Source organism: Microbacterium sp. NPDC080005 (genome assembly GCF_040702445.1).
Classification (GTDB): domain Bacteria; phylum Actinomycetota; class Actinomycetes; order Actinomycetales; family Microbacteriaceae; genus Microbacterium; species Microbacterium oleivorans_D.
Genome location: NZ_JBFBLD010000001.1, coordinates 725,922 through 746,465, shown reverse-complemented (window position 1 = coordinate 746,465; position 20,544 = coordinate 725,922). Strand labels below are relative to the sequence as shown.

The window sequence follows — 20,544 nt, the reverse complement described above, 5'->3', positions numbered from 1 at the left end:
TCAGGAGCCGGCGTCCTGGCGCTTCAGCCGCGAGGCGGCGCGGCCGCGCTCGGTCGCGTCGAGCACGACCTTGCGGATGCGCACCTTCTCAGGGGTCACCTCGACGCATTCGTCGTCGCGGGCGAACTCGAGGCTCTCCTCGAGCGTGAGCACACGCGGCGGCGTCATCGACTCGAAGGAGTCCGACGTCGACGAACGCATGTTCGTGAGCTTCTTCTCCTTCGTGATGTTGACGTCCATGTCGTCGGCGCGCGAGTTCTCGCCGATGACCATGCCCTCGTAGACCTCCTCGGTCGGCTGCACGAAGAAGCTCATGCGCTCCTGCAGCGCGATCATCGCGAAGGGGGTGACGACACCGGCGCGGTCGGCGACGATCGAGCCGTTCTGACGGGTCGAGATCGCACCCGCCCACTCGTCGTAGCCGTGCGAGATCGCGTTGGCGATGCCCGTGCCGCGCGTGATGGTGAGGAACTCGCTGCGGAAGCCGATGAGACCGCGCGAGGGGACGATGAACTCCATGCGCACCCAGCCGGTGCCGTGGTTCGTCATCGTCTCCATGCGGCCCTTGCGGCCGGCCATGAGCTGCGTGATCGCGCCGAGGTGCTCCTCGGGGGCGTCGATCGTGAGGTGCTCGAACGGCTCGGTGAGCTTGCCGTTCTCGTCACGACGCGTGACGACCTGCGGCTTGCCGACGGTGAGCTCGAAGCCCTCGCGGCGCATGTTCTCGACGAGGATCGCAAGGGCGAGCTCGCCGCGACCCTGGACCTCCCACGCGTCCGGCTGGCCGATGTCGACGACCTTCAGGGACACGTTGCCGATGAGCTCGCGGTCGAGGCGATCCTTCACCATCCGGGCCGTGAGCTTGTGCCCCTTGACCTTGCCCATGAGCGGCGAGGTGTTCGTGCCGATCGTCATCGAGATGGCCGGGTCGTCCACCGTGATGGCGGGAAGGGGACGGATGTCCTCGGGGTCGGCGATGGTCTCGCCGATCGTGATGTTCTCGAAGCCGGCGATCGCGACGATGTCGCCGGGACCGGCCGACTCGGCGGGATAGCGCTCGAGCGCGCGCGTCATGAGCAGCTCGGTGATGCGGGCGTTGCTCGTCGAGCCGTCGGAGCGCACCCACGCGACCGTCTGGCCCTTCTTGAGCGTGCCGTTGAACACGCGCAGGAGCGCGAGACGCCCGAGGAACGGCGACGAGTCGAGGTTCGTGACCCAGGCCTGCAGCGGGGCCTCGTCGTCGTACGACGGCGCGGGGACGTGCTCGAGGATCGCCTCGAACAGCGGCTCGAGGTCGTCGTTGTCGGGCAGCGAGCCGTTGTCGGGGCGGGTGCGCGAGGCGGCGCCGGCGCGACCGGAGGCGTAGACGACCGGAACGTCGAGCAGTGCGTCGACGTCGAGGTCGGGGACATCGTCCTGCAGGTCGGACGCGAGGCCCAGCAGCAGGTCGTGCGCCTCCTCCTCGACCTCCGCGATGCGGGCGTCGGGACGGTCGGTCTTGTTCACGAGCAGGATGACGGGGAGCTTGGCCTCGAGCGCCTTGCGCAGGACGAATCGCGTCTGCGGGAGCGGGCCCTCGGAGGCATCCACCAGCAGGACGACGCCGTCGACCATCGACAGGCCGCGCTCGACCTCCCCGCCGAAGTCCGCGTGCCCCGGGGTGTCGATCACGTTGATCGTGATCGGCTGATCGGTGTGGACGCCGTTGTAGGTGATCGCCGTGTTCTTGGCGAGGATCGTGATGCCCTTCTCGCGCTCGAGGTCGTTCGAGTCCATCGCGCGCTCTTCGACATGCGCGTGCTCACCGAACGAGCCGGTCTGGCGCAGCATGGCGTCGACGAGCGTCGTCTTGCCGTGGTCGACGTGCGCGACGATCGCGACGTTGCGGAGGTCAGGACGGAGGGCGTGCGCCATGAAGGGAGTTCCTTGCAGAGAGGGTGTTGCCGGGATGCCGGCAGTCCACTTTACCGCAGCCCGTGACACGCCGACGGGGCGAGGACCTTTCGGTCCCCGCCCCGCCGGTGTTCAGGTGATGCAGGTGAGCGATGCTCGGATCACTCGGTGTAGCCGACCAGGGTCCAGTCCGTGTTCTTGAACGTGGCGGTGCCGTAGTTCGCGAGGCCCTCGTCGGTCGCGACGACCTCCGGGTAGGGGTAGATCGGAACGCTCGGCAGGAAGTCGGCGATCACTTCGTTGATCTCCTTGGCGATGCCCAGACGCGCGTCCTCGTCGAGCTCGGCGTTCGCCTGCTCCCAGAGGCCGGCGAGACGGTCGTCCGTGACGCCCGAGTAGTTCTGCGGGGAGTCGGCGGGGGTGTAGATCGTCTCAGCGGACGAGATCGGGAACAGGGTGCCCTGCCAACCGAACGTCACCGCCTGGAAGTCACCGGCGTCGATGTTGGTGAAGTAGTTCTCGCTCGGGACCTCGTTGAGCGTGACCTCGACACCGATGCGAGCCAGGGAGTCCTGGACACCGAGCGCGCGGTTGATGTTCGACTGCGTGCCCGCGGGGACGGTGATCGCGAAGGTGAGGGTCTCGCCGTCCTTCGTCCAGCCGTCGTCGCCCTTGGTCCAGCCGGCCTCCTCGAGCAGGCTCTCCGCCGCGTCGGTGTCGCTGCCGATGACCTCACCGAAGACGTCGCTGTAGCCGGCCTGACCGGGCATGAAGATCCAGTCGCCGAGCGTGGTAGCCGGGGCGCCCAGCGGCTCGTTGGCGACGCGCGCGATCAGCTCGCGGTCGATCGCCATGCCGACGGCCTTGCGGACGTTGACGTCGTCGAACGGCGCGGCGGTCGCGTTGAAGGTCAGGTGCGACCAGGTGACGCCACCCGAGCGACCGACGACGGCGCCTTCCTTGCCGCTGGCGGTCTCGAGGGCGTCGGGAGTCTGGATCTCGATCGAGTCGATCTCGTCGTTGGCGTACGCCTGCGGGAGCGTCTCCTGCGCGATCACCTTGAAGGTGATGCTGTCGAGCTTCGGAGCGTTGGCGCCCCACCAGTTCGGGTTCGGAACCAGCTTGAAGATCTTCGCGCTGTTGTCGATCTCGTCGACGACGTAGGGACCCGCGGAGGGAACGGCCTCGGAGGCGAAGCCGCTGTTGAAGGCCTCCTTGTCGTTCGCGATGTCAGCGGGGAGGACCGGGGTGCTGAACAGGCTCGGCCAGTCGGCGTACGCACCCGTGAAGGAGACCGTGTACTCGAAGTCGCTCACGACGTCGACGGAGTCGATCGCGTCGAAGACCGACGACGGGACGACCTCGTAGCCCTCCTCCGCGCCGCCGGCAGCCGCGTAGGTCGCGGCGTAGTCCTCGGCCGTGATCGGGCTGCCGTCGGGCCAGACGGCGCTCTCGTTCAGCTTGACGGTGACGACCTGCGGTTCCTCGCTCGTGAGTTCGATCGAGGTCGCGTAGTCGGGGTTCGCCGTCCAGCTGCCGTCCTCGGCGATGACCCACATCGAGGAGAGCGTCGGCTCGAGGAGCTTCTGCACGTCGACGTTGGCCGCCAGGGCGTGGTTCGGGTTCCAGCTGCCCTCATCGGTCGGGCTGCTGGTGACGGACAGGTTGAGGTTGCCGCCGTCGGTGAGGTCGCCGTAGGACACCTCCTCGTAACCGACCAGGGGGAGCGATTCGGGCGACGCCGACGAGGACGGCGACGGCGACGACGTGGTCCCGCCAGCACAGGCGGTGAGCATGAGAGCTCCCGCGCTGAGCACAGCAAGACCCGCAAGTGCTGTCTTACGGATCATGTGCATCTACTTTCTTCTTGGGTCCGCCGGAAAGGACGGAGTTCAGGGGTCAGGTGACGACGAGGACGTTCTTGTCGACGTGGTGGCAGGAGACCTCGACGCGGCCGTGCCGCGCCAGCTCGGGGTACTCCCCCAGGCAGAGCCGCTGGTCCTCTTCGGGAAGGAGTCGGAACAGCGGGCACCGGGTGCGGAAGCGGCATCCCTGGATCTCGACGGCCGGGCTCGGCAGGTCGCCGTCCAGCAGCACGCGCTCCCGGGTGCGCTCGATGTGCGGGTCCGGGATGGGAGCCGCCGACATGAGCGCCTGGGTGTACGGATGCCGGGGGTTGCTGAAGACCTCGGCGATCGGGCCGGACTCGACGATCCGACCCAGATACATGACCGACACGTCGTCGGCCAGCTGACGGACCACCGCCAGGTCGTGTGCGACGAAGACCATCGACAGCCCCAGGCGGTCGCGCAGGTCCTGCAGCAGGTTGATGACACCTGCCTGGATCGACACGTCGAGGGCCGAGACGGGCTCATCGAGGACGAGCACCTTCGGGTTCGTCGCGAGTGCTCGCGCGATGCCGATCCGCTGCCGCTGACCGCCCGAGAACTCGTGCGGATAGCGGTCGGCCATGGCGGGGTCGAGTCCCACGAGTTCGAGGAGCTCCACGACCCGTTCGTCGCGCTGAGCCTTGGGGACGTCGTGCACGAGGAGCGGCTCCGCGATGACCTCGCCGATCGGAAGGCGCGGGTCCACGGCGGCGGCGGGATCCTGGAAGACGATCTGGATGTCGCGTCGCAGGTCGCGTCGACCCTTGCGGGTCAGCGACGCGACGTCCTTCCCGTCGAAGGTGATCCGACCGCCCTGCGGGGCGGTGAGCTCCATCATCTCGAGGATGGTGGTCGTCTTGCCGCATCCGGACTCCCCCACCAGGGCGAGTACGCGACCCTCCCGCAGGTCGAAGGAGACGCCGTCGACGGCCTTGACGTCGCCCACCCGGCGACGGAACACGCCGCCGCGGTAGAGCGGGAAGTGCCGCTTCAGGTCGCGTACCTCGACAATGGGCGCCTCTGTGGTCTCCGCCACGACCTCGGCCGGCAAGGGCTCGGGACGGGGGAAGATCTCGGAGCGCCGCAACGTCCCCTCCGCCAGCTCATCGGAGCGGTGGCAGGCGGCCAACTGACCGACCGCACGCCCGGCGGGGACGAGTTCGGGCTCGACCTCATGGCACACCGCGATCGCGGCGGGGCAACGCGCCGCGAAGGGACAGCCCTTCGGAAGCGATGCGAGGGACGGCGGACGCCCCTCGAGCGGAACGAGTCGCTCGGTCCCCGCGGTGCGGATGTTCGGCACAGACCGGAGCAGACCGACCGTGTACGGCATGACCGGCTCGCGGAAGATGGTTTCGACGCTGCCGTACTCGACCATCTTGCCGGCGTACATCACGCCGACGTTGTCGGCATGACCGGCCACGACACCGAGGTCGTGGGTGATGAGCGACACGGCTGCGCCCGTGATGCGCTTCGCCTCCTCGAGGACTTCCAGGATCTGCGCCTGGATCGTGACGTCGAGGGCGGTCGTCGGCTCGTCCGCGATGATCAGGCGCGGGTTGTTGGCGATCGCGATGGCGATCATCGCCCGCTGACGCATGCCGCCGGAGAACTCGTGCGGGAACGCCTTGGCTCGACGTGGGGCATCGGGGATGCCGACGACCTTCAGCAGATCGACGGCGCGCGCCGCGGCCGCCTGCTTGCTGAGGGCGGAGTCGTGCAGGCGCAGCGCCTCGGCGATCTGGTCGCCCACGGTGTAGACGGGGGTCAGCGCAGACAGCGGATCCTGGAAGATGATCGCCAGTTCACGGCCGCGGATGCCGGAGAGTCGCCGGTCGTCGAGGGTGAGGAAGTTCTGTCCCTGGAACAGGATCTCGCCCTCGACCTGCGCCGTGTCGGGCAGGAGACCCATGACGGCCAGGGAGGACACCGACTTTCCGGACCCGGACTCCCCGACGATGCCGAGGAACTCGCCCTCGTGGATCGTGTAGCTCACATCGCGCACGGCGCGCACGGGCGCCCCGTCGCGCTGGGGGAAGGTCACCGACAGGTTGCGGACCTCGAGGATCGGGCGTCGCTTGTCGCGAGCGGACTCCTCGACCGAACGCAGCAATTCGTCAACCACGGTTGGCTCCAGACGTGGGATCGATGGCGTCGCGCAGAGCGTCGCCGACGAGACTCAGGCTCAACAGCAGGACGACGAGCGTGCCGGCGGGGAAGACGAACAGCCAGGGGCGGGTCGCGGCCGCCGTGTTGCCGGCGGCGATCAGCGTGCCGAGGGACACCTCGGGCGCCTGCACACCGAACCCGAAGAAGCTGAGACTCGTCTCGGCAAGGATCATCGCGCCCACACCCAGCGTCGCGTCGATGATGAGCAGCGAGGCGACGTTCGGGACGACGTGGCGGGTGACGACGGACCACGTGCCGAAGCCCATGTAGCGCGCGGCCTTCACGAACTCACGCTCGCGCAGCGAGCGTGTCTGCGAACGGATCACCTGCGCCATGATCATCCAGCCGAACAGGGCGAGGAAGAAGGTCATGACGATCCAGCCGGACTCCCGGAAGAAGGGGAACAGCAGCACCAGGATGAAGAAGGCGGGCAGCACGAGCAGCAGGTCGATGAACCAGGCGATGACCTTGTCGCTCCAGCCGCCGACGTAGCCGGCGATGGCGCCGACGAAACCGGCGATGAGCGTCGCGAGCGGACCGGCGACGAATCCGACGATCAGCGAGATGCGCAGACCGGCCATCGTCTGAGCGAACAGGTCGTAGCCGAGGGTGTCGGTGCCGAACGGGTGCGCCGGGCTCGGCCCCTGGTTGAGGGAGAAGTAGTCGCGCGTCGTGTGCGAGATCGGCCAGACGAGCGGCCCGATGACCGCCCACAGGATGATCGCCACGAGCACCGTGGAGCCGATCCAGAACTGCTTCGACGAGCGCAGCCGCTGCCAGATCAGGCGTGAACGGGTGAGCGGCTTGCGAGGCTTCTGGTCGGCGGAGACCGAGAGCTCGGCGACCTCGGCCGATTGTTCGAGAGGGATGACCATGATTACCTCCGCACGCGCGGGTCGAGGGCGGCGTACAAGATTTCGGAGAGCGTCGACGAGCAGAGGATGAGGACGGCGACGAACATCGTCGAGCCGGCCACCGCGTTGACGTCGTCCTGCTGCACCGCCTGGATCGTCAGCTCGCCCATCCCGTGCCAGCCGAACATGATCTCGAGCATCGTCGCCCCCGCGACGAGGGTGCCGAAGCTGTAGGCGAAGAACGTCGACATCGGGATGAGGGCGACGCGCACACCGTGCCGGACCAGAGCCGAGCCGCGCGTGCGGCCCTTCGACCGCGCGGTCCGGATGTAGTCGGCACCGAGCACGTCGAGCATCGCGCTGCGCTGGTACCGGCTGTACGACGCGGCGGCGCCGAGGATGAGGACCAGGGTGGGCAGCAGGAGGTGTGAGAGCCGATCCCCCAGCTGCGGCCAGAACTCGTTCGGGATGCCCGGCGAGTACTGACCCGTGAACCGGATGATCTGCGATCCCGCCGCCTGATTGAAATAGGTGGCGAGGATCATGAGCAGGATGGCCATGACGACCGTCGGCGTTGCGAAGAGCAGGTAGGACGCTGCAGTGACGATGCGGTCGCTCGTCCGGTACTGGCGCACGGCGCCCCACACGCCGAGGACCACGCCGAGGATCGCTCCGATGATCGAGCCCACCAACAGCAGCTGCAGACTGACTCCCGCACGCGTGAAGATCTGCTCGACGACCGGCTGATTACCCGTGGTCAGACCGAGGGATCCCTGCGTGAAGAGGTTGCCGAGCCAGCGGAAGAGCCGGAGCAGCAGCGGGTCCTCGGGATTGACACCCCAACGGTCCAGGATCCCGTCGATGGTCGACTGCGGCACCGGAGGGTTCCGCTGAAGGAACCGGCGTTCGGGGACCAGTCCGATGCTCGCGAGCACGTAGGCCATCGAGGTCGCTACGAGGGTGAGGATCGCGTAATTCAGGATTCTCCTGATCAGATACAGCGTCACGCGTCTCGGGTGTCCTCTCCGGCCGTTCCGGCGTCGAGGACGCCTTGCCAATCGGGGCTTCGCTGCCCCGTCCGCACAACGCTAACAAACATGCCCATCGATCCGACCAAACGGTGAACAGTTCGTTTCACGATCTTTACTTCACGGATGCACAAGTGTCACAGAGGCGATCGTGAGGACCCCGAGCACGGCGCCGACGAGCAGCGCGGGAACGTCCCAGCGCGATGTCGCCACCCGCTCGGACGGCGTGGCCGCCTCCCGCAGCGCCTCCATGATGAGGGCCGCATCCGTGGCCGCCTCCGGCGTCCGGGTCATCCTCCGACGTGCAGGGAAGGGCCCGCCCCAGCAGTCGATGCGGCGCCCTCCGACGAGCACGACACGCAGCTGCGCGGACTGGACGACCTCCTCGACCGAGGACCAGGGCAGCTCGTGGATGCGCAGCGCGTTGACGATCACCGCACCGTCACGATCCGCCCGGACCTGCGACCGCCAGAAGAGCAGCCACGCACCCCACCCGATGAGGAGCATCGGCGCCGTCCACTTCGCCAGGAACACCCAGCTGCCCCGGACCGCCGCGTCGCCGATGAAGAAGGCGAGCATCGCCACGACGACCCAGAAGGAGACCATCGTCGAGGACGCGCGGAACACTCGAGGGCGGAGGAAGCGGGCATCCTGCCCGCCCCCTCCGCCACCCGAAGGCGTCGTCATGCACGCCCTCCGAGCGGGATGTCCGCACCGGGGATGGCGTCGAGAAGACGCTGGGTGTACTCCTGCGTCGGCGACGCGAAGATCTCGTCCACCGTGCCCTGCTCCACGACGCGGCCCTGCTCCATGACGCAGACCAGGTCGGCCGCGACACGGACGACGGCGAGGTCGTGGGTGATGAAGAGGTAGGTCAGGTCGAGCTCGGACTGCAGTTCGGCCAGCAGGCGCAGGATCTGGTCCTGCACGAGCACGTCGAGCGCGGAGACCGCCTCGTCGAGGACGACGATCGAGGGCTTGAGCGCGAGCGCCCGCGCGATCGCGATGCGCTGCCGCTGGCCACCCGACAGCTCGTTCGGGTATCGCCAGGCGACCTCCCGCGGAAGCGACACCTGCTCGAGCAGCTCGAACACCCGATCGCGCCGGGACTTCTCGTCGCCCACACCGTGCACGCGCAGCGGCTCCGCGATCAGCGCGCCGATGCTGCGCAGCGGATCGAGCGACCCGTAGGGGTCCTGGAAGACCGGCTGCATGCGGCTCCGCAGTGCGAAGATCTCCTTGCGGCTCATGCCCGACGTGTCGGCGCCGTCGACGATCACGGCACCGCTCGTGGGCTGCTCGAGCTGGAGGACCATCTTCGCCACGGTCGACTTGCCCGACCCGGACTCACCCACGAGCGCGAGCGTCTTGCCCCGGGGGATCTGGAACGACACACCGTCCACCGCACGGAAGGGCTCGCTGCGGAACCCGCCGGAACGGATCTTGTACTCCTTGACGAGGTCGCGCACCTCCACGACCGGCTGTGTGTCGGCGACCGCGTCGAGGTGCTCCACGCCGCGCCGCTCGGCGACGGCCTGGATGCGCTGCGAAGCGAGGCTCGGAGCCGCGGCGACCAGTCGCTGGGTATAGGGGTGCTGCGGATTCTCGAGGATGACCCGGCTCGGACCCGCCTCGACGATCTCGCCCTGATTCATCACGACGATCCGGTCCGCGCGCTCTGCGGCGAGACCGAGGTCGTGCGTGATGAAGAGGACGGAAGTCCCCTTCTCGCGCGTCAGCGAGGCGAGGTGGTCGAGGATGACCCGCTGCACCGTCACGTCGAGCGCGCTGGTGGGCTCGTCAGCGATGAGGAGCTTCGGGTCGGCGGCGAGACCGATGCCGATGAGGGCGCGCTGCCGCATCCCGCCAGAGAACTGGTGCGGGAACTGGTGCATACGTCGCTCGGCATCGGCGAGACCGGCCTGCTTCAGCACCTCGATCGCGCGCTGTCGCACCTGCTTGCGGCTGGACGCCAGACCGTTCGCCCGAACGGCCTCCTCGACCTGGAAGCCGATCGACCAGACGGGGTTGAGATTCGACATCGGGTCCTGCGGAACGTAGCCGATGTCGCGACCGCGGATCGACTCCATGTCGCGGCGGCTCGCCGTCGTCAGGTCGACCCCGTCGAGCATGATCGACCCGGCGGTGACCTTCCCGGTGCCCGGCAGCAGGTCGATGACAGCCGCGGCGGTCGTCGACTTGCCCGAACCGGACTCGCCGACGATCGCGACGGTCTCTCCCGGGAAGACGTCGAGGTCGACGCCGTGGAGGACCTCTCGCTCCTTCTTCCCGGTGGAGAAGGCGACCTTCAAGTCGCGGATCTGCAGAAGGGGTTGCGACACGGCGCTCTCCTTGTTGCTGCCGCGCAGCGAGGCGCGGCTCGACGGGATCCCAGTGGTGTCGGTCATCGCTGGGCCCTCGACTTCGGGTCGACGGCGTCGCGCAGAAGCTCACCGAGGGTGATGAACGCGAGCACCGAGATCGTCAGGGCGAGCGACGGCCACAGGAGGGCGAACGGTGCGGTGCGGATCGAGGACTGCGCCTGGCTGATGTCCGCACCCCACGACACGCCACCGAGGCCGACGCCCAGGAAGGACAGGGTCGCCTCCGCGACGATCGCGGTGCCGAGACCGAGGGTCGTGACGACGATCACGGGAGCCATCGCATTGGGGATGACGTGGCTGAGCAGTGTGCGGAAGCGCGACAGACCGATGGAGATCGACGCCGTCACGTAATCCGACTGCTTCACCCGCAGCACCTCGGCCCGGGCGATACGGGCCGTGCTCGCCCACGAGAAACCACCGATCGCGAGGGCGAGGACGAACACGTTCTTGTACTCCGCCAGGACCGACATCACGACGACGGCAGCGACGATGTAGGGGATCGTGAAGAAGACGTCGCCGACGCGCGACAGCAGCGAATCGAGGAAACCGCCGTAGAAGCCGGCCAGCGTCCCCATGATCAGGCCGATGACCGTCGAGATGACGGTGGCCAGGACACCCACCGACATCGACACGCCGGTGCCATGGACGACACGCGACCAGATGTCGCAGCCGAGGTAGGTGAAGCCGAGCGGATGCCCCGCCTCCGGGCCGCCGTTGCTCTTCGCGAGGTCGCACGCACCGCCCGACGGGGCGACCGAGGTGAAGAGATTCGGCGCGACCGCCATGACGATGATCAGCAGCGAGAAGACGATCGAGATCCAGAATGTCGGACGACGACGCAGGTCGCGCCAGGCATCCAGCCAGAGATTGCTCTTCTTCTCGGACAGGCGCAGCTGGTCGACCACCACCGTCTCGGTGCGGGTCGGCGCCACATAGTGCGTGGAGTTACTTGACATAGCGGATCCTCGGGTCGAGCAGGCCGTAGAGAAGGTCGACGGCCAGGTTCACCAGCACGTAGATGACGACGAAGATCGTGACGAAGGAGACGACCGTCGGGGTCTCGTGGCGGATGATCGCGTTGAAGAGGGTGTTGCCGACGCCGGGGACGTTGAAGATGCCCTCCGTCACGGTGGCGCCGACCATGAGGACACCGAACTGGGTCGCCGTGTCGGTCACCATGGGGATCATCGAGTTGCGGAGCACGTGGACGGGGATGACCCGGCGACGCGGCAGGCCCTTCGAGTAGGCGGTGCGGACCCAGTCCTGCCCGAGCGACTCGATCATGGACGCACGCGTGAGACGCATGCTCGACGCGTAGATGCTGAGACCGAGGACGATCGCGGGCAGCCACAGGTCGCCCCAGTCGTTCTGACCGCCGACGGTCGGCTTGAACCAGCCGAGCTGCACACCCAAGAAGTACTGCGCGAGGAAGCAGAGGACGAAGATCGGGATGGCGATGAAGATCAGCGCCGTCACGAGGGCGCCGTTGTCGAAGATCGAGCCCTTCCACACCGCAGACAGCGCACCGATGACCAGGGCGAGCACGAAGGCGATCGCGACGGACATGATGGCCAGGCGCATGGTGACCGGGATGGTCCGCGCGAGGACGTCGTTGACGCTCTGACCGGAGAAGGTGTTCCCGAAGTCGAGGCGGAGGACGCCGCCGAGGTAGTTCGCGTACTGGACGATGAACGGCTCGTTCAACTTGTACTGGTCACGGATCGCGTCGATGACCGCCTGCGGCGGCTGCTTGTCGCCGAAGAGCGCGGCGATCGGGTCGCCCGGGAGTCCGAAGACCATGTAGTAGATCAACAGGGTCGCGCCGATGAAGACCGGAATGACCTGAAGGATCCGTCGGAGGATGTAATAGGCCACCCTCGGCCCCCTTTCAGGGAAAAGACGTATCAGTGCTGACGCACGAAGAAGGGCCCCGCTCTGCGGCGCCCCTGTTCATCCATCCTCTGCCCGTCCCCTGTGAGAACGGTGAGACAGGCGGGTCACGCCACGAGGCGGTGACGGGTGACCGTCACCGCCTCGTGCGAGGTGATGCTGTGTGCGGGTTACTTGGTGATCTCGTAGTAGAGCGGCACCGAGTTCCAGCCGAACTCGACGTTCTGCACGCCGTCGGCCCAGCCACCGTTCACGTTGGAGTACCAGAGCGGAAGGGCCGGGAGGTCCTCGAACAGGACCGACTGCGCCTCGAGGAGGGTCGCGTTGCGTGCGGCCTCATCCGTCTCGCTGATGCCCTCGGCCAGCAGGTCGTCGAACGCCTGGTCCGAGTACTTGCCGTCGTTCGATCCGGCGCCGGTCGCGTAGAGCGGGCCGAGGAAGTTGTACAGACCGGGGTAGTCGGCCTGCCAACCGGCGCGGAACGCACCGACCTTCTCGTTGTCACGGGCGTCGAGGTAGCTCGCGAAGTCCGGGAAGGGCTGGCCCACCGCGGTGATGCCGAGCGCACCCGAGATCGAGTTCGCGACCGCGTCGACCCAGGTCTGGTGACCACCGTCGGCGTTGTAGGCGATCGTGAAGTCCTCGCCGCTGTAGGGCTGGATGGCGTTGGCCTGGTCCCACAGCTCCTTGGCGAGCTCGGGGTCGTACTCCAGGACCTCGTTGCCGGGGACCGAGTCGCTCCAGCCGTCGATGACGGGCGACGTGAAGTCCTTCGCCGGGGTACGCGTGCCCTTGAAGATGACCTCGGTGATCTGGTCGCGGTTGATCGCGTGCGAGATCGCGGCGCGACGCAGCTTGCCCTCTTCGTCGGTCTGGAAGCCGTCGAGCCACTCCGGGATCGTCAGCGACTGGAAGATCGCCGCGGGCTGGTTGACCGCACGGCCTTCCAGGTCGGACTCGTAGGTCTCGAGCGCGCTGTCCGGGATGGCGTCGAGCACGTCGAGGTTGCCGGCCTGCAGGTCCTGGTACGCGGCATCCTGCGTTGCGTAGAAGACGATGTCCAGGCCACCGTTCTTCGCAGCACGGGGGCCGTCGTAGTCCTCGTTGGGAACCAGGTCGATGCGGACGTCGTGCTGCCACGCGCCCTCCTCGGCCAGCTTGTACGGGCCGTTGCCGATCGGGTTCTCGCCGAAGGCCTCCATGTCGTCGAAGGCGGCTTCGGGGAGCGGGTAGAAGGCCGAGTAGCCGAGACGCTGCGCGAAGTCGGAGGCCGGCTTGTTCAGCGTGATGGTGAACGTCAGGTCGTCGACCTTCTTGAGGCCGGTCAGCTCGGAGTCCTCTTCGTAGCTGAACCCCTCGATGTCCTCGAAGAAGTAGGAGGCGTTCTGCGCGTTCGATGCGAGGGCACCGTAGTTCCAGGCGTTGATGAAGCTGTCGGCCGTGACCGCCTCTCCGTTGGTGAACGTCAGGCCGTCCCGGATCTTGACCGTGAGCTGCGTGGGCGAGTCCGTGGTGATCTCTTCGGCGGCGTCATTGACGACCGAGCCATCGGCCTCGTAGGAGATGAGGCCGGCGAAGATCGAGTCGACGATCTTGCCGCCACCGGTCTCGTTGGTGTTCGTGGGGATGAGCGGGTTCTGGGGCTCGGAGCCGTTGGTCGTGATGACCGCGTCGGTCGAACCGCCGGTGCCCTCGGTCTCCGTGCCCGTGCCGCCGCCGGAGCTGGCGCAGCCGGCGAGAACCAGGCTGGTGGCGCCGAGCAGGGCGAGCCCTGCGACGCCGATCTTGTTGCGCTTCAAAGTGTCCTCCATGAGACCTAATGAAAGCCCGGGTCGAGGCTTCGCGACCCAGGCGTGATGACAAGCACACTAAGCACGTTGAGCGCAATGCGACAAATCCCTCAGAAGACCGTTACACAGCCTTTACTTGGCAAGCCGACGATGAAGCAGTCTGATCGGTGGGGCCATCGGCATCCCACTCATACGATGCCGTGGCATCCTGACCGGATGGCCACCCCGACCGCTCTCACCGTCGATCCTGCCCCGCGTCGCCGAGCGCGCCTGTGGTGGGAGATCGGGATCGTCCTCGCCCTGTCGCTGGGGCGGTCGGCGGTCTACTCCGTGCTGTCGCTGATCGAGGCGCTGACGCGCGCGCCGCTCGCCGACCAGCAGACGTCGCTGAACCCGGGCGCCGCACCGTCGGAGGTGTGGGACGTCATCGGCCAGTTGTTGAACGCGGTGTTCGGGTTCGCGCCGGTCGCCCTCGCGATCTATCTGCTCTGGGAGCCCGCCCGGTCGGGCTTCGCCAAGATCGGACTGACCTTCGAGCGGTTCGGCCGGAATGTGGGAGGCGGCGCGCTGCTCGTCCTCGTCATCGGTGTGCCCGGTCTCCTCCTCTACGCCGTCGGACGCGAGTTGGGCATCACTGTCCAAGTGGATGCCTCGCCGCTCGACTCGTCGTGGTGGACGGTGCCGCTTCTGCTGCTGGCCGCGCTGCGCGCCGGCCTGCTCGAGGAGGTCATCATGGTCGGCTACCTCTTCGACCGACTGCGGCAGCTCGGATGGAACACGTGGACGATCATCCTGTCGACCGCGGCCCTGCGCGGTTGCTACCACGCGTACCAGGGCTTCGGCCCACTCGTGGGCAACATGGCGATGGGCGTCGTGTTCGGATGGGTCTACTCGCGCTGGGGTCGTGTCATGCCCCTCGTGGTGGCGCACGTCCTGATCGACATCATCGCGTTCGTGGGCTACCCGCTCGCGGCGCTCTGGTGGCCCGGCGTGTTCGCCCCGCCTGCAGGCTGACGCGCGGGCGCGCGGCTCCGTCTCGCGAGACTGCACGTCCGCGCCGAGAAAGCGGATGCGCGATGAGGTCTCGTAACCCCGGTGCAGTCTCGCGGCGGGATCGGGGATGGGCACGGGTTCCTCCCCCGGGCTGGCGGGGGTGACCGCGTCCACACCAGAGTCGCGCGATGCGCTCGGGGCGGCGCAGGGCGGGAACCCTCGGAGCCATGCCCGCGATCGCTGCCTCCTCGCCCGTCCTGCGCCAGGCCCCCGTCGCCTGCCCCGTGCCGCTTCTGCGGGCGCGGGACGTGCCGCACGCCGCACGTGCGGCGGCACGCGGCGAGCTCGTGTCCGTGGTGCGCGGGGTCTATTCGCCTTCCGCGTCGTGGCGGCAGCTCCCTGCGTGGGATCGCTACCTGGCCCGCGTCCACGCCACGATCCTCACTCACTCCGGGCTCGTCCTCAGTCACGAGTCGGCTGCGGCCGTCTGGGGGATGCCGGTCCTCGACGACCCCGGTGTCGTCCATGCCCTGGGCGACCCGACCCGCACCTCGCGCCTGCACGCCGGCCTGCGCATGCACACCACGACGGGCGCGCGGGACGTCGTCGACCTCGGCGGGTTCGCCGCCGTCGCACCCTCGGACTGTGCCGTCGATCTCGCGCGAGCGAGGCACGTGGTGGTGGGGCTCATCGCAGCCGACGCCGCGCTCCGCCTGGATTCCGCAGCATCCGTGGAGTCGCTCGTCGCACAGAACGAGCAGAGACCGAGTTCGCGCGGACGCCGCATCGCCCGGTGGCCTCTGCATCGTGCCAGGGCGGAGGCGGAGTCCACGCTCGAGTCCGCGAGCCGAGCGATCATCGAGCTGCTCGGCTACGAGGAACCCGAGCTCCAGACCGAGTGGAGCGGGCCGGTCGCGACCGACCGCACCGACTTCTGGTGGCCGGGATCGGGGATCGCGGGAGAGGCTGATGGCGACCTCAAGTACGACGGCCGGTACGGCGACCCCGCGTCCTTGCTGCGCGGCCGCCGGGAACGGGATCACCGACTCCGGTCGCGAGGCATCCGCTCTGTCGTGCACTGGGGCTGGTCCGACCTGGTCGACCCCGACGCTCTGGACGGTATCCTCCGCGGCGCGGGCGTGCCTCGGGTCGCACTCCCCGACCCCTACTGCCTCGCGACCGCCCGGATCGCGCTCGCCCCGCGCCGTCCCGCCGCGAGACTGCACTCCCGCGCCGAGACCGGAGTTTCACCCCGCGGTCTCGGCGGCCACGTGCAGTCTCGCGAAACGGGCCCCGGCCCCCGTCAGGCGAAGGCCTCGATCGGGGGGCAGGCGCACACCAGGTTGCGGTCGCCGTAGGCGTTGTCGATGCGGCGCACGGGCGGCCAGTACTTCGTGCGGACGATGCCGGGCACGGGGTAGACCGCGATCTCACGGGGGTAGGGGTGGGCCCACTCGCTCGTGATGACGGATGCCGCCGAGTGCGGCGCGTTCACGAGCGGGTTGTCGTTCGCCGGCCACTCCCCTGCCGCGACCGCGTCGGCCTCGGCGCGGATCGCGATCATCGCCTCGACGAACCGGTCCAGCTCCGCGAGGTCCTCGGACTCCGTGGGCTCGACCATGAGCGTGCCCGCGACCGGGAACGACATCGTCGGCGCGTGGAAGCCGTAGTCGATGAGCCGCTTCGCGACGTCGTCGACCGTGATGCCGGTGGCCTCCTTGAGCGGGCGGAGGTCGAGGATGCACTCGTGCGCGACGAGTCCACCCTCCCCCGCGTACAGCACCGGGTAGTGACCCTCGAGCCGCCGGGCGACGTAGTTCGCCGCCAGCACCGCCGCCGCCGTCGCCTGACGCAGGCCCTCGGCCCCCATCATCCGCACGTACGCCCACGAGATCGGCAGGATCGACGCCGAGCCGTAGGGCGCCGCCGAGACCGGACCGCCGTCGAAGACGTGACCGCCGGCGTGCTCGGCGCGCTGCGCCATCGGGTGCGACGGCAGGAACGGCGCGAGATGCGCCTTCGCCGCCACCGGACCTACACCGGGGCCACCGCCGCCGTGCGGGATCGCGAACGTCTTGTGCAGGTTGAGGTGCGACACGTCGCCGCCGAGATCGCCGAAGCGGGCGAACCCGAGCAGGGCGTTCAGGTTCGCCCCGTCGACGTAGACCTGGCCGCCGGCCTCGTGCACGGCGCCGGTGATGTCCATGACGTCGTGCTCGTAGACGCCGTGCGTCGACGGGTAGGTGATCATGAGCGCCGCGAGGTTCTCGGCGTGCGCCGCGACCTTGGCCCGGAGGTCGTCGAGATCGACGTTGCCCGCCTCGTCGCACGCCACGACGACCACCCGCATGCCGGCGAGGACCGCGGATGCCGCATTCGTCCCGTGCGCCGACGACGGGATGAGGCAGACGTCGCGGTGCACGTCGCCGCGCGAGTGGTGGTACCCGCGGATCGCGAGGAGACCCGCCAGTTCACCCTGCGACCCCGCGTTCGGCTGCAGCGAGACCGCGTCGTACCCGGTCACCTCGGCGAGCCACGCCTCGAGCTGGTCGATCATCACGAGGTAGCCGGCGACGTCGTCCGCCGGGGCGAACGGGTGGACCCGGGCGAACTCCGGCCACGACACCGCCGCCATCTCGGTCGCCGCGTTGAGCTTCATCGTGCAGGACCCGAGCGGGATCATCCCGCGATCGAGCGCGTAGTCACGGTCCGCGAGCTGCTTGAGGTAGCGCATCATGGCCGTCTCGGAGCGGTGCGTGTTGAAGACCGGGTGCGTCAGGTACTCGTCCGTGCGGTGGACGGCCTCGGGAAGGTGCGCGTGTCGATCGCGCAGCGGTACGAACACCTTCGACGAATCGACGCCGAAAACGGATGCCACGGCCTGGAGGTCGGCCACGGTCGTCGTCTCGTCGACCGACAGCCCGACGGAGTCCGCGTCGCGGAACCACAGCTGGTACCCACGGCGGCGGGCATCGGCGATCACGTCCTCGGCGCGGCCGGGCGTGCGCACGACCAGCGTGTCGAAGAACGCCTCGTGCATGACGTCGGCACCGGCCTCGACGAGCCAGTCGTGCAGGAGGGACGCCTTGGCGGTCGTCTCCTCGGCGATCCGCTTCAGCCCGTCGGGACCGTGGTAGACCGCGTACATCGACGCCATGACGGCGAGGAGCACCTGCGCCGTGCAGATGTTGGAGGTCGCCTTCTCGCGACGGATGTGCTGCTCGCGCGTCTGCAGCGACAGGCGGTAGGCCGGCGCGCCGGACGCGTCCATCGAGACGCCCACCAGGCGCCCCGGGAGCTGGCGCTCGAGGCCGGCCCGCACCGCCATGTACCCGGCGTGCGGACCGCCGAAGCCCATCGGCACGCCGAAACGCTGCGTGGTCCCGACGGCGACATCGGCGCCCATCGAGCCCGGCGAGCGGAGCAGGGTGAGGGCGAGCAGGTCCGCCGCGACGACGACGAGTCCCTTCTGCGCCTGGACGGCGGCGATCACCGCGGTCGGGTCCCAGACGCGCCCGGTCGCGCCGGGGTACTGGACGAACGCGCCGAACGCCTCCGGGACATCGTCGCCGTAGGAGGTCTCGCGGATCTCGACCCCGACGGCCGCGGCCCGGTGATGCAGGAGCGCCTTCGTCTGCGGGAGTGCGTCCGCGTCGACGAGGAACACGTTCGACGCCGACTTCGAGGCGCGGCGGGCCACCAGCATCCCCTCGACGACCGCGGTCGATTCGTCGAGCATCGACGCGTTCGCCGTCGCCAGTCCGGTCAGGTCGGTCACCATCGTCTGGAAGTTGATGAGCGCCTCAAGCCGGCCCTGCGAGATCTCGGGCTGATACGGCGTGTAGGCCGTGTACCAGGACGGGTTCTCCAGCACGTTCCGCTGGATGACCGACGGCGTGAGGGTGTCGTAGTAGCCCAGGCCGATCATCGCGCGCGCCGAGCGGTTCTGGGCCGCGAGGTCGCGGAGCTCAGCCAGTGCCTCCGCCTCGGTCGCCGCGGGCGGGATGATGCTCGCGCGCTCGGCGACGTGGATCGCGTCCGGGACGGCGGTGTTGACGAGCGCCTCGACGGACTTTCGCCCGAGGACCCGCAGCATCTCGGCCTGCGCGGCCGAGTCGGTCCCGATGTGACGGTCGCGGAAAGCCGAACTCACGCGTCGCCGCCCGTCAGCGCGACGTAGGCGTCGCGGTCGAGGAGGTCGCCGGCGGGCGAGCCGTCGGTCTTGATCCTCACGAGCCACGCATCGAAGGCGCCGGCGTTGACCGACGAGGGGTCGTCCACGACGGCGTCGTTCACCTCGACGACCTCACCGGTCAGCGGGGCATAGAGCTCGCCGACCGACTTGGTCGATTCGATCTCACCGCAGGTCTCCCCCGCGGTGACGGTCGTGCCGACGGCGGGCAACTCGACGAAGACGACGTCGCCGAGCTTCTCGGCGGCGTAGTCGGTGATGCCGACGGTCGCGACGTCGCCGTCGAAGGCGATCCACTCGTGCTCGGCGGTGTAGGACAGGGCGGTCAGATCGGTCATTTCTGTCTCCGGTAGAAGGGCAGGGCGGTGACGGTCGCGGGGATGCGGGTCCCCCGGACGTCGATGGTCAGGGCAGTGCCCTCAGCGGATGCCGAGGGGTGGACGAGTGCCATCGCGACGGGATGGCCGAGGGTCGGGCTGAGCGCTCCCGAGGTGATCTCGCCGACGGTGTCGTCGCCGGCGAGCACCGCGTAGCCGGCGCGCCCCGCGCGACGGCCGTCCGCGACGAGTCCGACCAGGACGGGAGCGTCGGTCACGTCACGCGCCGCGAGGCCGCCCTTGCCGACGAAGTCCGCCTTGTCGAGGGCGACGACGCGGCCGAGCCCCGCCTGCGACGGCACGATGTCGCGCGAGAGCTCGTGTCCGTAGAGCGGCATCCCGGCTTCCAGACGCAGCGTGTCGCGCGCGGCGAGTCCGGCGGGGACGAGTCCGCGGTCGGCACCCGCATCGGTGACGGCCTCCCAGAGGCTCGCGGCGACCTCGGTCGGGATCATCAGCTCGAAGCCGTCCTCACCGGTGTAACCGGTGCGGGCGACGAAGAGGCTGTGCCCCTGGAATGATCCGGCCGCCCAGGAGTAATAGGTCATGTCGGCGAGGGCGGGTTCGACGTCCTCGATGCCGGCAGTGGACTCGAGGATGCCGCGCGCCGCCGGACCCTGCACGGCGATGAGTGACATCCGGTCGGTGATGTCCTCGATCCGCGCGTCACCTGCGTCCAGCGCCCCGAGGGCCGCCGCGACCTCATCGCGGTTGCCGGCGTTGGAGATGACGAGGAACTCCTCGTCGGTGATCCGGTAGACGATCACGTCGTCGACGATGCCGCCGTCGGCGGCGAGGACGAGCGAGTACTTCGCCTTGCCGACCTTCATCGACGAGATGCGGCCGGCGAGGGCACGGTCGAGGAACCCCCCGGCATCCGTCCCCTCGATGCGGAACTCGGCCATGTGCGAGATGTCGAAGATCCCGGCCGCCCGGCGAACCGCGTGGTGCTCGGCCAGATCGGACGTGTAGCGGACCGGCATCAGCCAGCCGCCGAAGTCGGTGAAGGATGCCCCGAGCCGCTCGTGCAGCTCGTGCAGCGGCGATCGCCGCGCGTCGGTCGTGGTGTCGGTCATGCCGTCTCC

15 protein-coding genes are annotated in these 20,544 nt (G+C 68.6%); 2 read left to right on the top strand and 13 right to left on the bottom strand.

The window, feature by feature from the left end:
* The 10 genes from typA to AB0259_RS03475 all read right to left on the bottom strand — a co-directional run bounded on the left by typA (nt 1) and on the right by AB0259_RS03475 (nt 13,918).
* A complete protein-coding gene (gene typA, locus AB0259_RS03520; RefSeq protein WP_251580272.1) occupies nt 1–1,914 on the bottom strand; it encodes a translational GTPase TypA in 1,914 nt (637 codons plus the stop codon).
* Nucleotides 1,915–2,054: 140 nt separating this feature from the next.
* Complete coding sequence (locus AB0259_RS03515; RefSeq protein WP_251580264.1) at nt 2,055–3,743, bottom strand: ABC transporter family substrate-binding protein; 1,689 nt, start codon at nt 3,741–3,743, stop codon at nt 2,055–2,057.
* Between the two features lie 49 nt (nt 3,744–3,792).
* Nucleotides 3,793–5,907, bottom strand: a complete 2,115-nt coding sequence (locus AB0259_RS03510) for a dipeptide ABC transporter ATP-binding protein (RefSeq protein ID WP_366220609.1) — start codon at nt 5,905–5,907, stop codon at nt 3,793–3,795.
* Nucleotides 5,900–6,826, bottom strand: a complete 927-nt coding sequence (locus tag AB0259_RS03505) for an ABC transporter permease (RefSeq protein ID WP_251580261.1) — start codon at nt 6,824–6,826, stop codon at nt 5,900–5,902. The genes AB0259_RS03510 and AB0259_RS03505 overlap by 8 nt, the downstream gene beginning before the upstream one ends.
* Before the next feature lie 2 nt (nt 6,827–6,828).
* Entirely contained in the window at nt 6,829–7,812 is a 984-nt protein-coding gene (locus AB0259_RS03500) for an ABC transporter permease (RefSeq protein WP_251580259.1), read from the bottom strand.
* Nucleotides 7,813–7,953: 141 nt separating this feature from the next.
* The gene (locus tag AB0259_RS03495; protein WP_366220611.1) at nt 7,954–8,520 is read right to left on the bottom strand and encodes a hypothetical protein; all 567 of its coding nucleotides are present in this window, start codon (nt 8,518–8,520) and stop codon (nt 7,954–7,956) included.
* Complete coding sequence (locus tag AB0259_RS03490) at nt 8,517–10,241, bottom strand: ABC transporter ATP-binding protein (protein ID WP_251580255.1); 1,725 nt, start codon at nt 10,239–10,241, stop codon at nt 8,517–8,519. The genes AB0259_RS03495 and AB0259_RS03490 overlap by 4 nt, the downstream gene beginning before the upstream one ends.
* A complete protein-coding gene (locus AB0259_RS03485; RefSeq protein WP_251580253.1) occupies nt 10,238–11,173 on the bottom strand; it encodes an ABC transporter permease in 936 nt (311 codons plus the stop codon). The genes AB0259_RS03490 and AB0259_RS03485 overlap by 4 nt, the downstream gene beginning before the upstream one ends.
* Nucleotides 11,163–12,092: an ABC transporter permease gene (locus tag AB0259_RS03480; protein WP_251580251.1), complete on the bottom strand. Its 930-nt coding sequence runs from the start codon at nt 12,090–12,092 to the stop codon at nt 11,163–11,165. Before AB0259_RS03480 ends, AB0259_RS03485 begins: the two co-directional genes overlap by 11 nt.
* Before the next feature lie 185 nt (nt 12,093–12,277).
* Complete coding sequence (locus tag AB0259_RS03475; RefSeq protein ID WP_366220612.1) at nt 12,278–13,918, bottom strand: ABC transporter substrate-binding protein; 1,641 nt, start codon at nt 13,916–13,918, stop codon at nt 12,278–12,280.
* A gap of 195 nt (nt 13,919–14,113) precedes the next feature.
* On the opposite strand from AB0259_RS03475, the gene AB0259_RS03470 reads away from it, so the two are divergent.
* On the top strand, nt 14,114–14,911 hold the full coding sequence (locus AB0259_RS03470; protein WP_366220613.1) for a CPBP family intramembrane glutamic endopeptidase: 798 nt from the start codon (nt 14,114–14,116) through the stop codon (nt 14,909–14,911).
* A 206-nt stretch (nt 14,912–15,117) separates the two neighbouring features.
* The gene (locus tag AB0259_RS03465; protein WP_366220614.1) at nt 15,118–16,248 is read left to right on the top strand and encodes a hypothetical protein; all 1,131 of its coding nucleotides are present in this window, start codon (nt 15,118–15,120) and stop codon (nt 16,246–16,248) included.
* Here the strand turns inward: AB0259_RS03465 and gcvP are convergent.
* The 3 genes from gcvP to gcvT are packed head-to-tail and all read right to left on the bottom strand — an operon-like array spanning nt 16,194 to nt 20,535.
* On the bottom strand, nt 16,194–19,043 hold the full coding sequence (gene gcvP / locus AB0259_RS03460) for an aminomethyl-transferring glycine dehydrogenase (RefSeq protein WP_366220615.1): 2,850 nt from the start codon (nt 19,041–19,043) through the stop codon (nt 16,194–16,196). The genes AB0259_RS03465 and gcvP overlap by 55 nt on opposite strands.
* A complete protein-coding gene (gene gcvH / locus AB0259_RS03455; RefSeq protein ID WP_251580243.1) occupies nt 19,040–19,420 on the bottom strand; it encodes a glycine cleavage system protein GcvH in 381 nt (126 codons plus the stop codon). The genes gcvP and gcvH overlap by 4 nt, the downstream gene beginning before the upstream one ends.
* Nucleotides 19,417–20,535, bottom strand: coding sequence for a glycine cleavage system aminomethyltransferase GcvT (gene gcvT, locus AB0259_RS03450; RefSeq protein WP_366220616.1), 1,119 nt, complete (start codon nt 20,533–20,535; stop codon nt 19,417–19,419). The genes gcvH and gcvT overlap by 4 nt, the downstream gene beginning before the upstream one ends.
* Between the last annotated feature and the right edge of the window lie 9 nt (nt 20,536–20,544).

Excerpts from the sequence above, each read along its gene's own strand:
- AB0259_RS03465 (WP_366220614.1), top strand. The coding sequence starts at position 15,118 with ATGCCCGCGATCGCTGCCTCCTCGCCCGTCCTGCGCCAGGCCCCCGTC.
- AB0259_RS03475 (WP_366220612.1), bottom strand. The coding sequence starts at position 13,918 with ATGGAGGACACTTTGAAGCGCAACAAGATCGGCGTCGCAGGGCTCGCC.
- AB0259_RS03515 (WP_251580264.1), bottom strand. The coding sequence starts at position 3,743 with ATGATCCGTAAGACAGCACTTGCGGGTCTTGCTGTGCTCAGCGCGGGA.
- AB0259_RS03490 (WP_251580255.1), bottom strand. The coding sequence starts at position 10,241 with ATGACCGACACCACTGGGATCCCGTCGAGCCGCGCCTCGCTGCGCGGC.
- AB0259_RS03505 (WP_251580261.1), bottom strand. The coding sequence starts at position 6,826 with ATGGTCATCCCTCTCGAACAATCGGCCGAGGTCGCCGAGCTCTCGGTC.
- gcvH (WP_251580243.1), bottom strand. The coding sequence starts at position 19,420 with ATGACCGATCTGACCGCCCTGTCCTACACCGCCGAGCACGAGTGGATC.
- gcvT (WP_366220616.1), bottom strand. The coding sequence starts at position 20,535 with ATGACCGACACCACGACCGACGCGCGGCGATCGCCGCTGCACGAGCTG.
- AB0259_RS03495 (WP_366220611.1), bottom strand. The coding sequence starts at position 8,520 with ATGACGACGCCTTCGGGTGGCGGAGGGGGCGGGCAGGATGCCCGCTTC.
- typA (WP_251580272.1), bottom strand. The coding sequence starts at position 1,914 with ATGGCGCACGCCCTCCGTCCTGACCTCCGCAACGTCGCGATCGTCGCG.
- AB0259_RS03485 (WP_251580253.1), bottom strand. The coding sequence starts at position 11,173 with ATGTCAAGTAACTCCACGCACTATGTGGCGCCGACCCGCACCGAGACG.
- AB0259_RS03470 (WP_366220613.1), top strand. The coding sequence starts at position 14,114 with ATGGCCACCCCGACCGCTCTCACCGTCGATCCTGCCCCGCGTCGCCGA.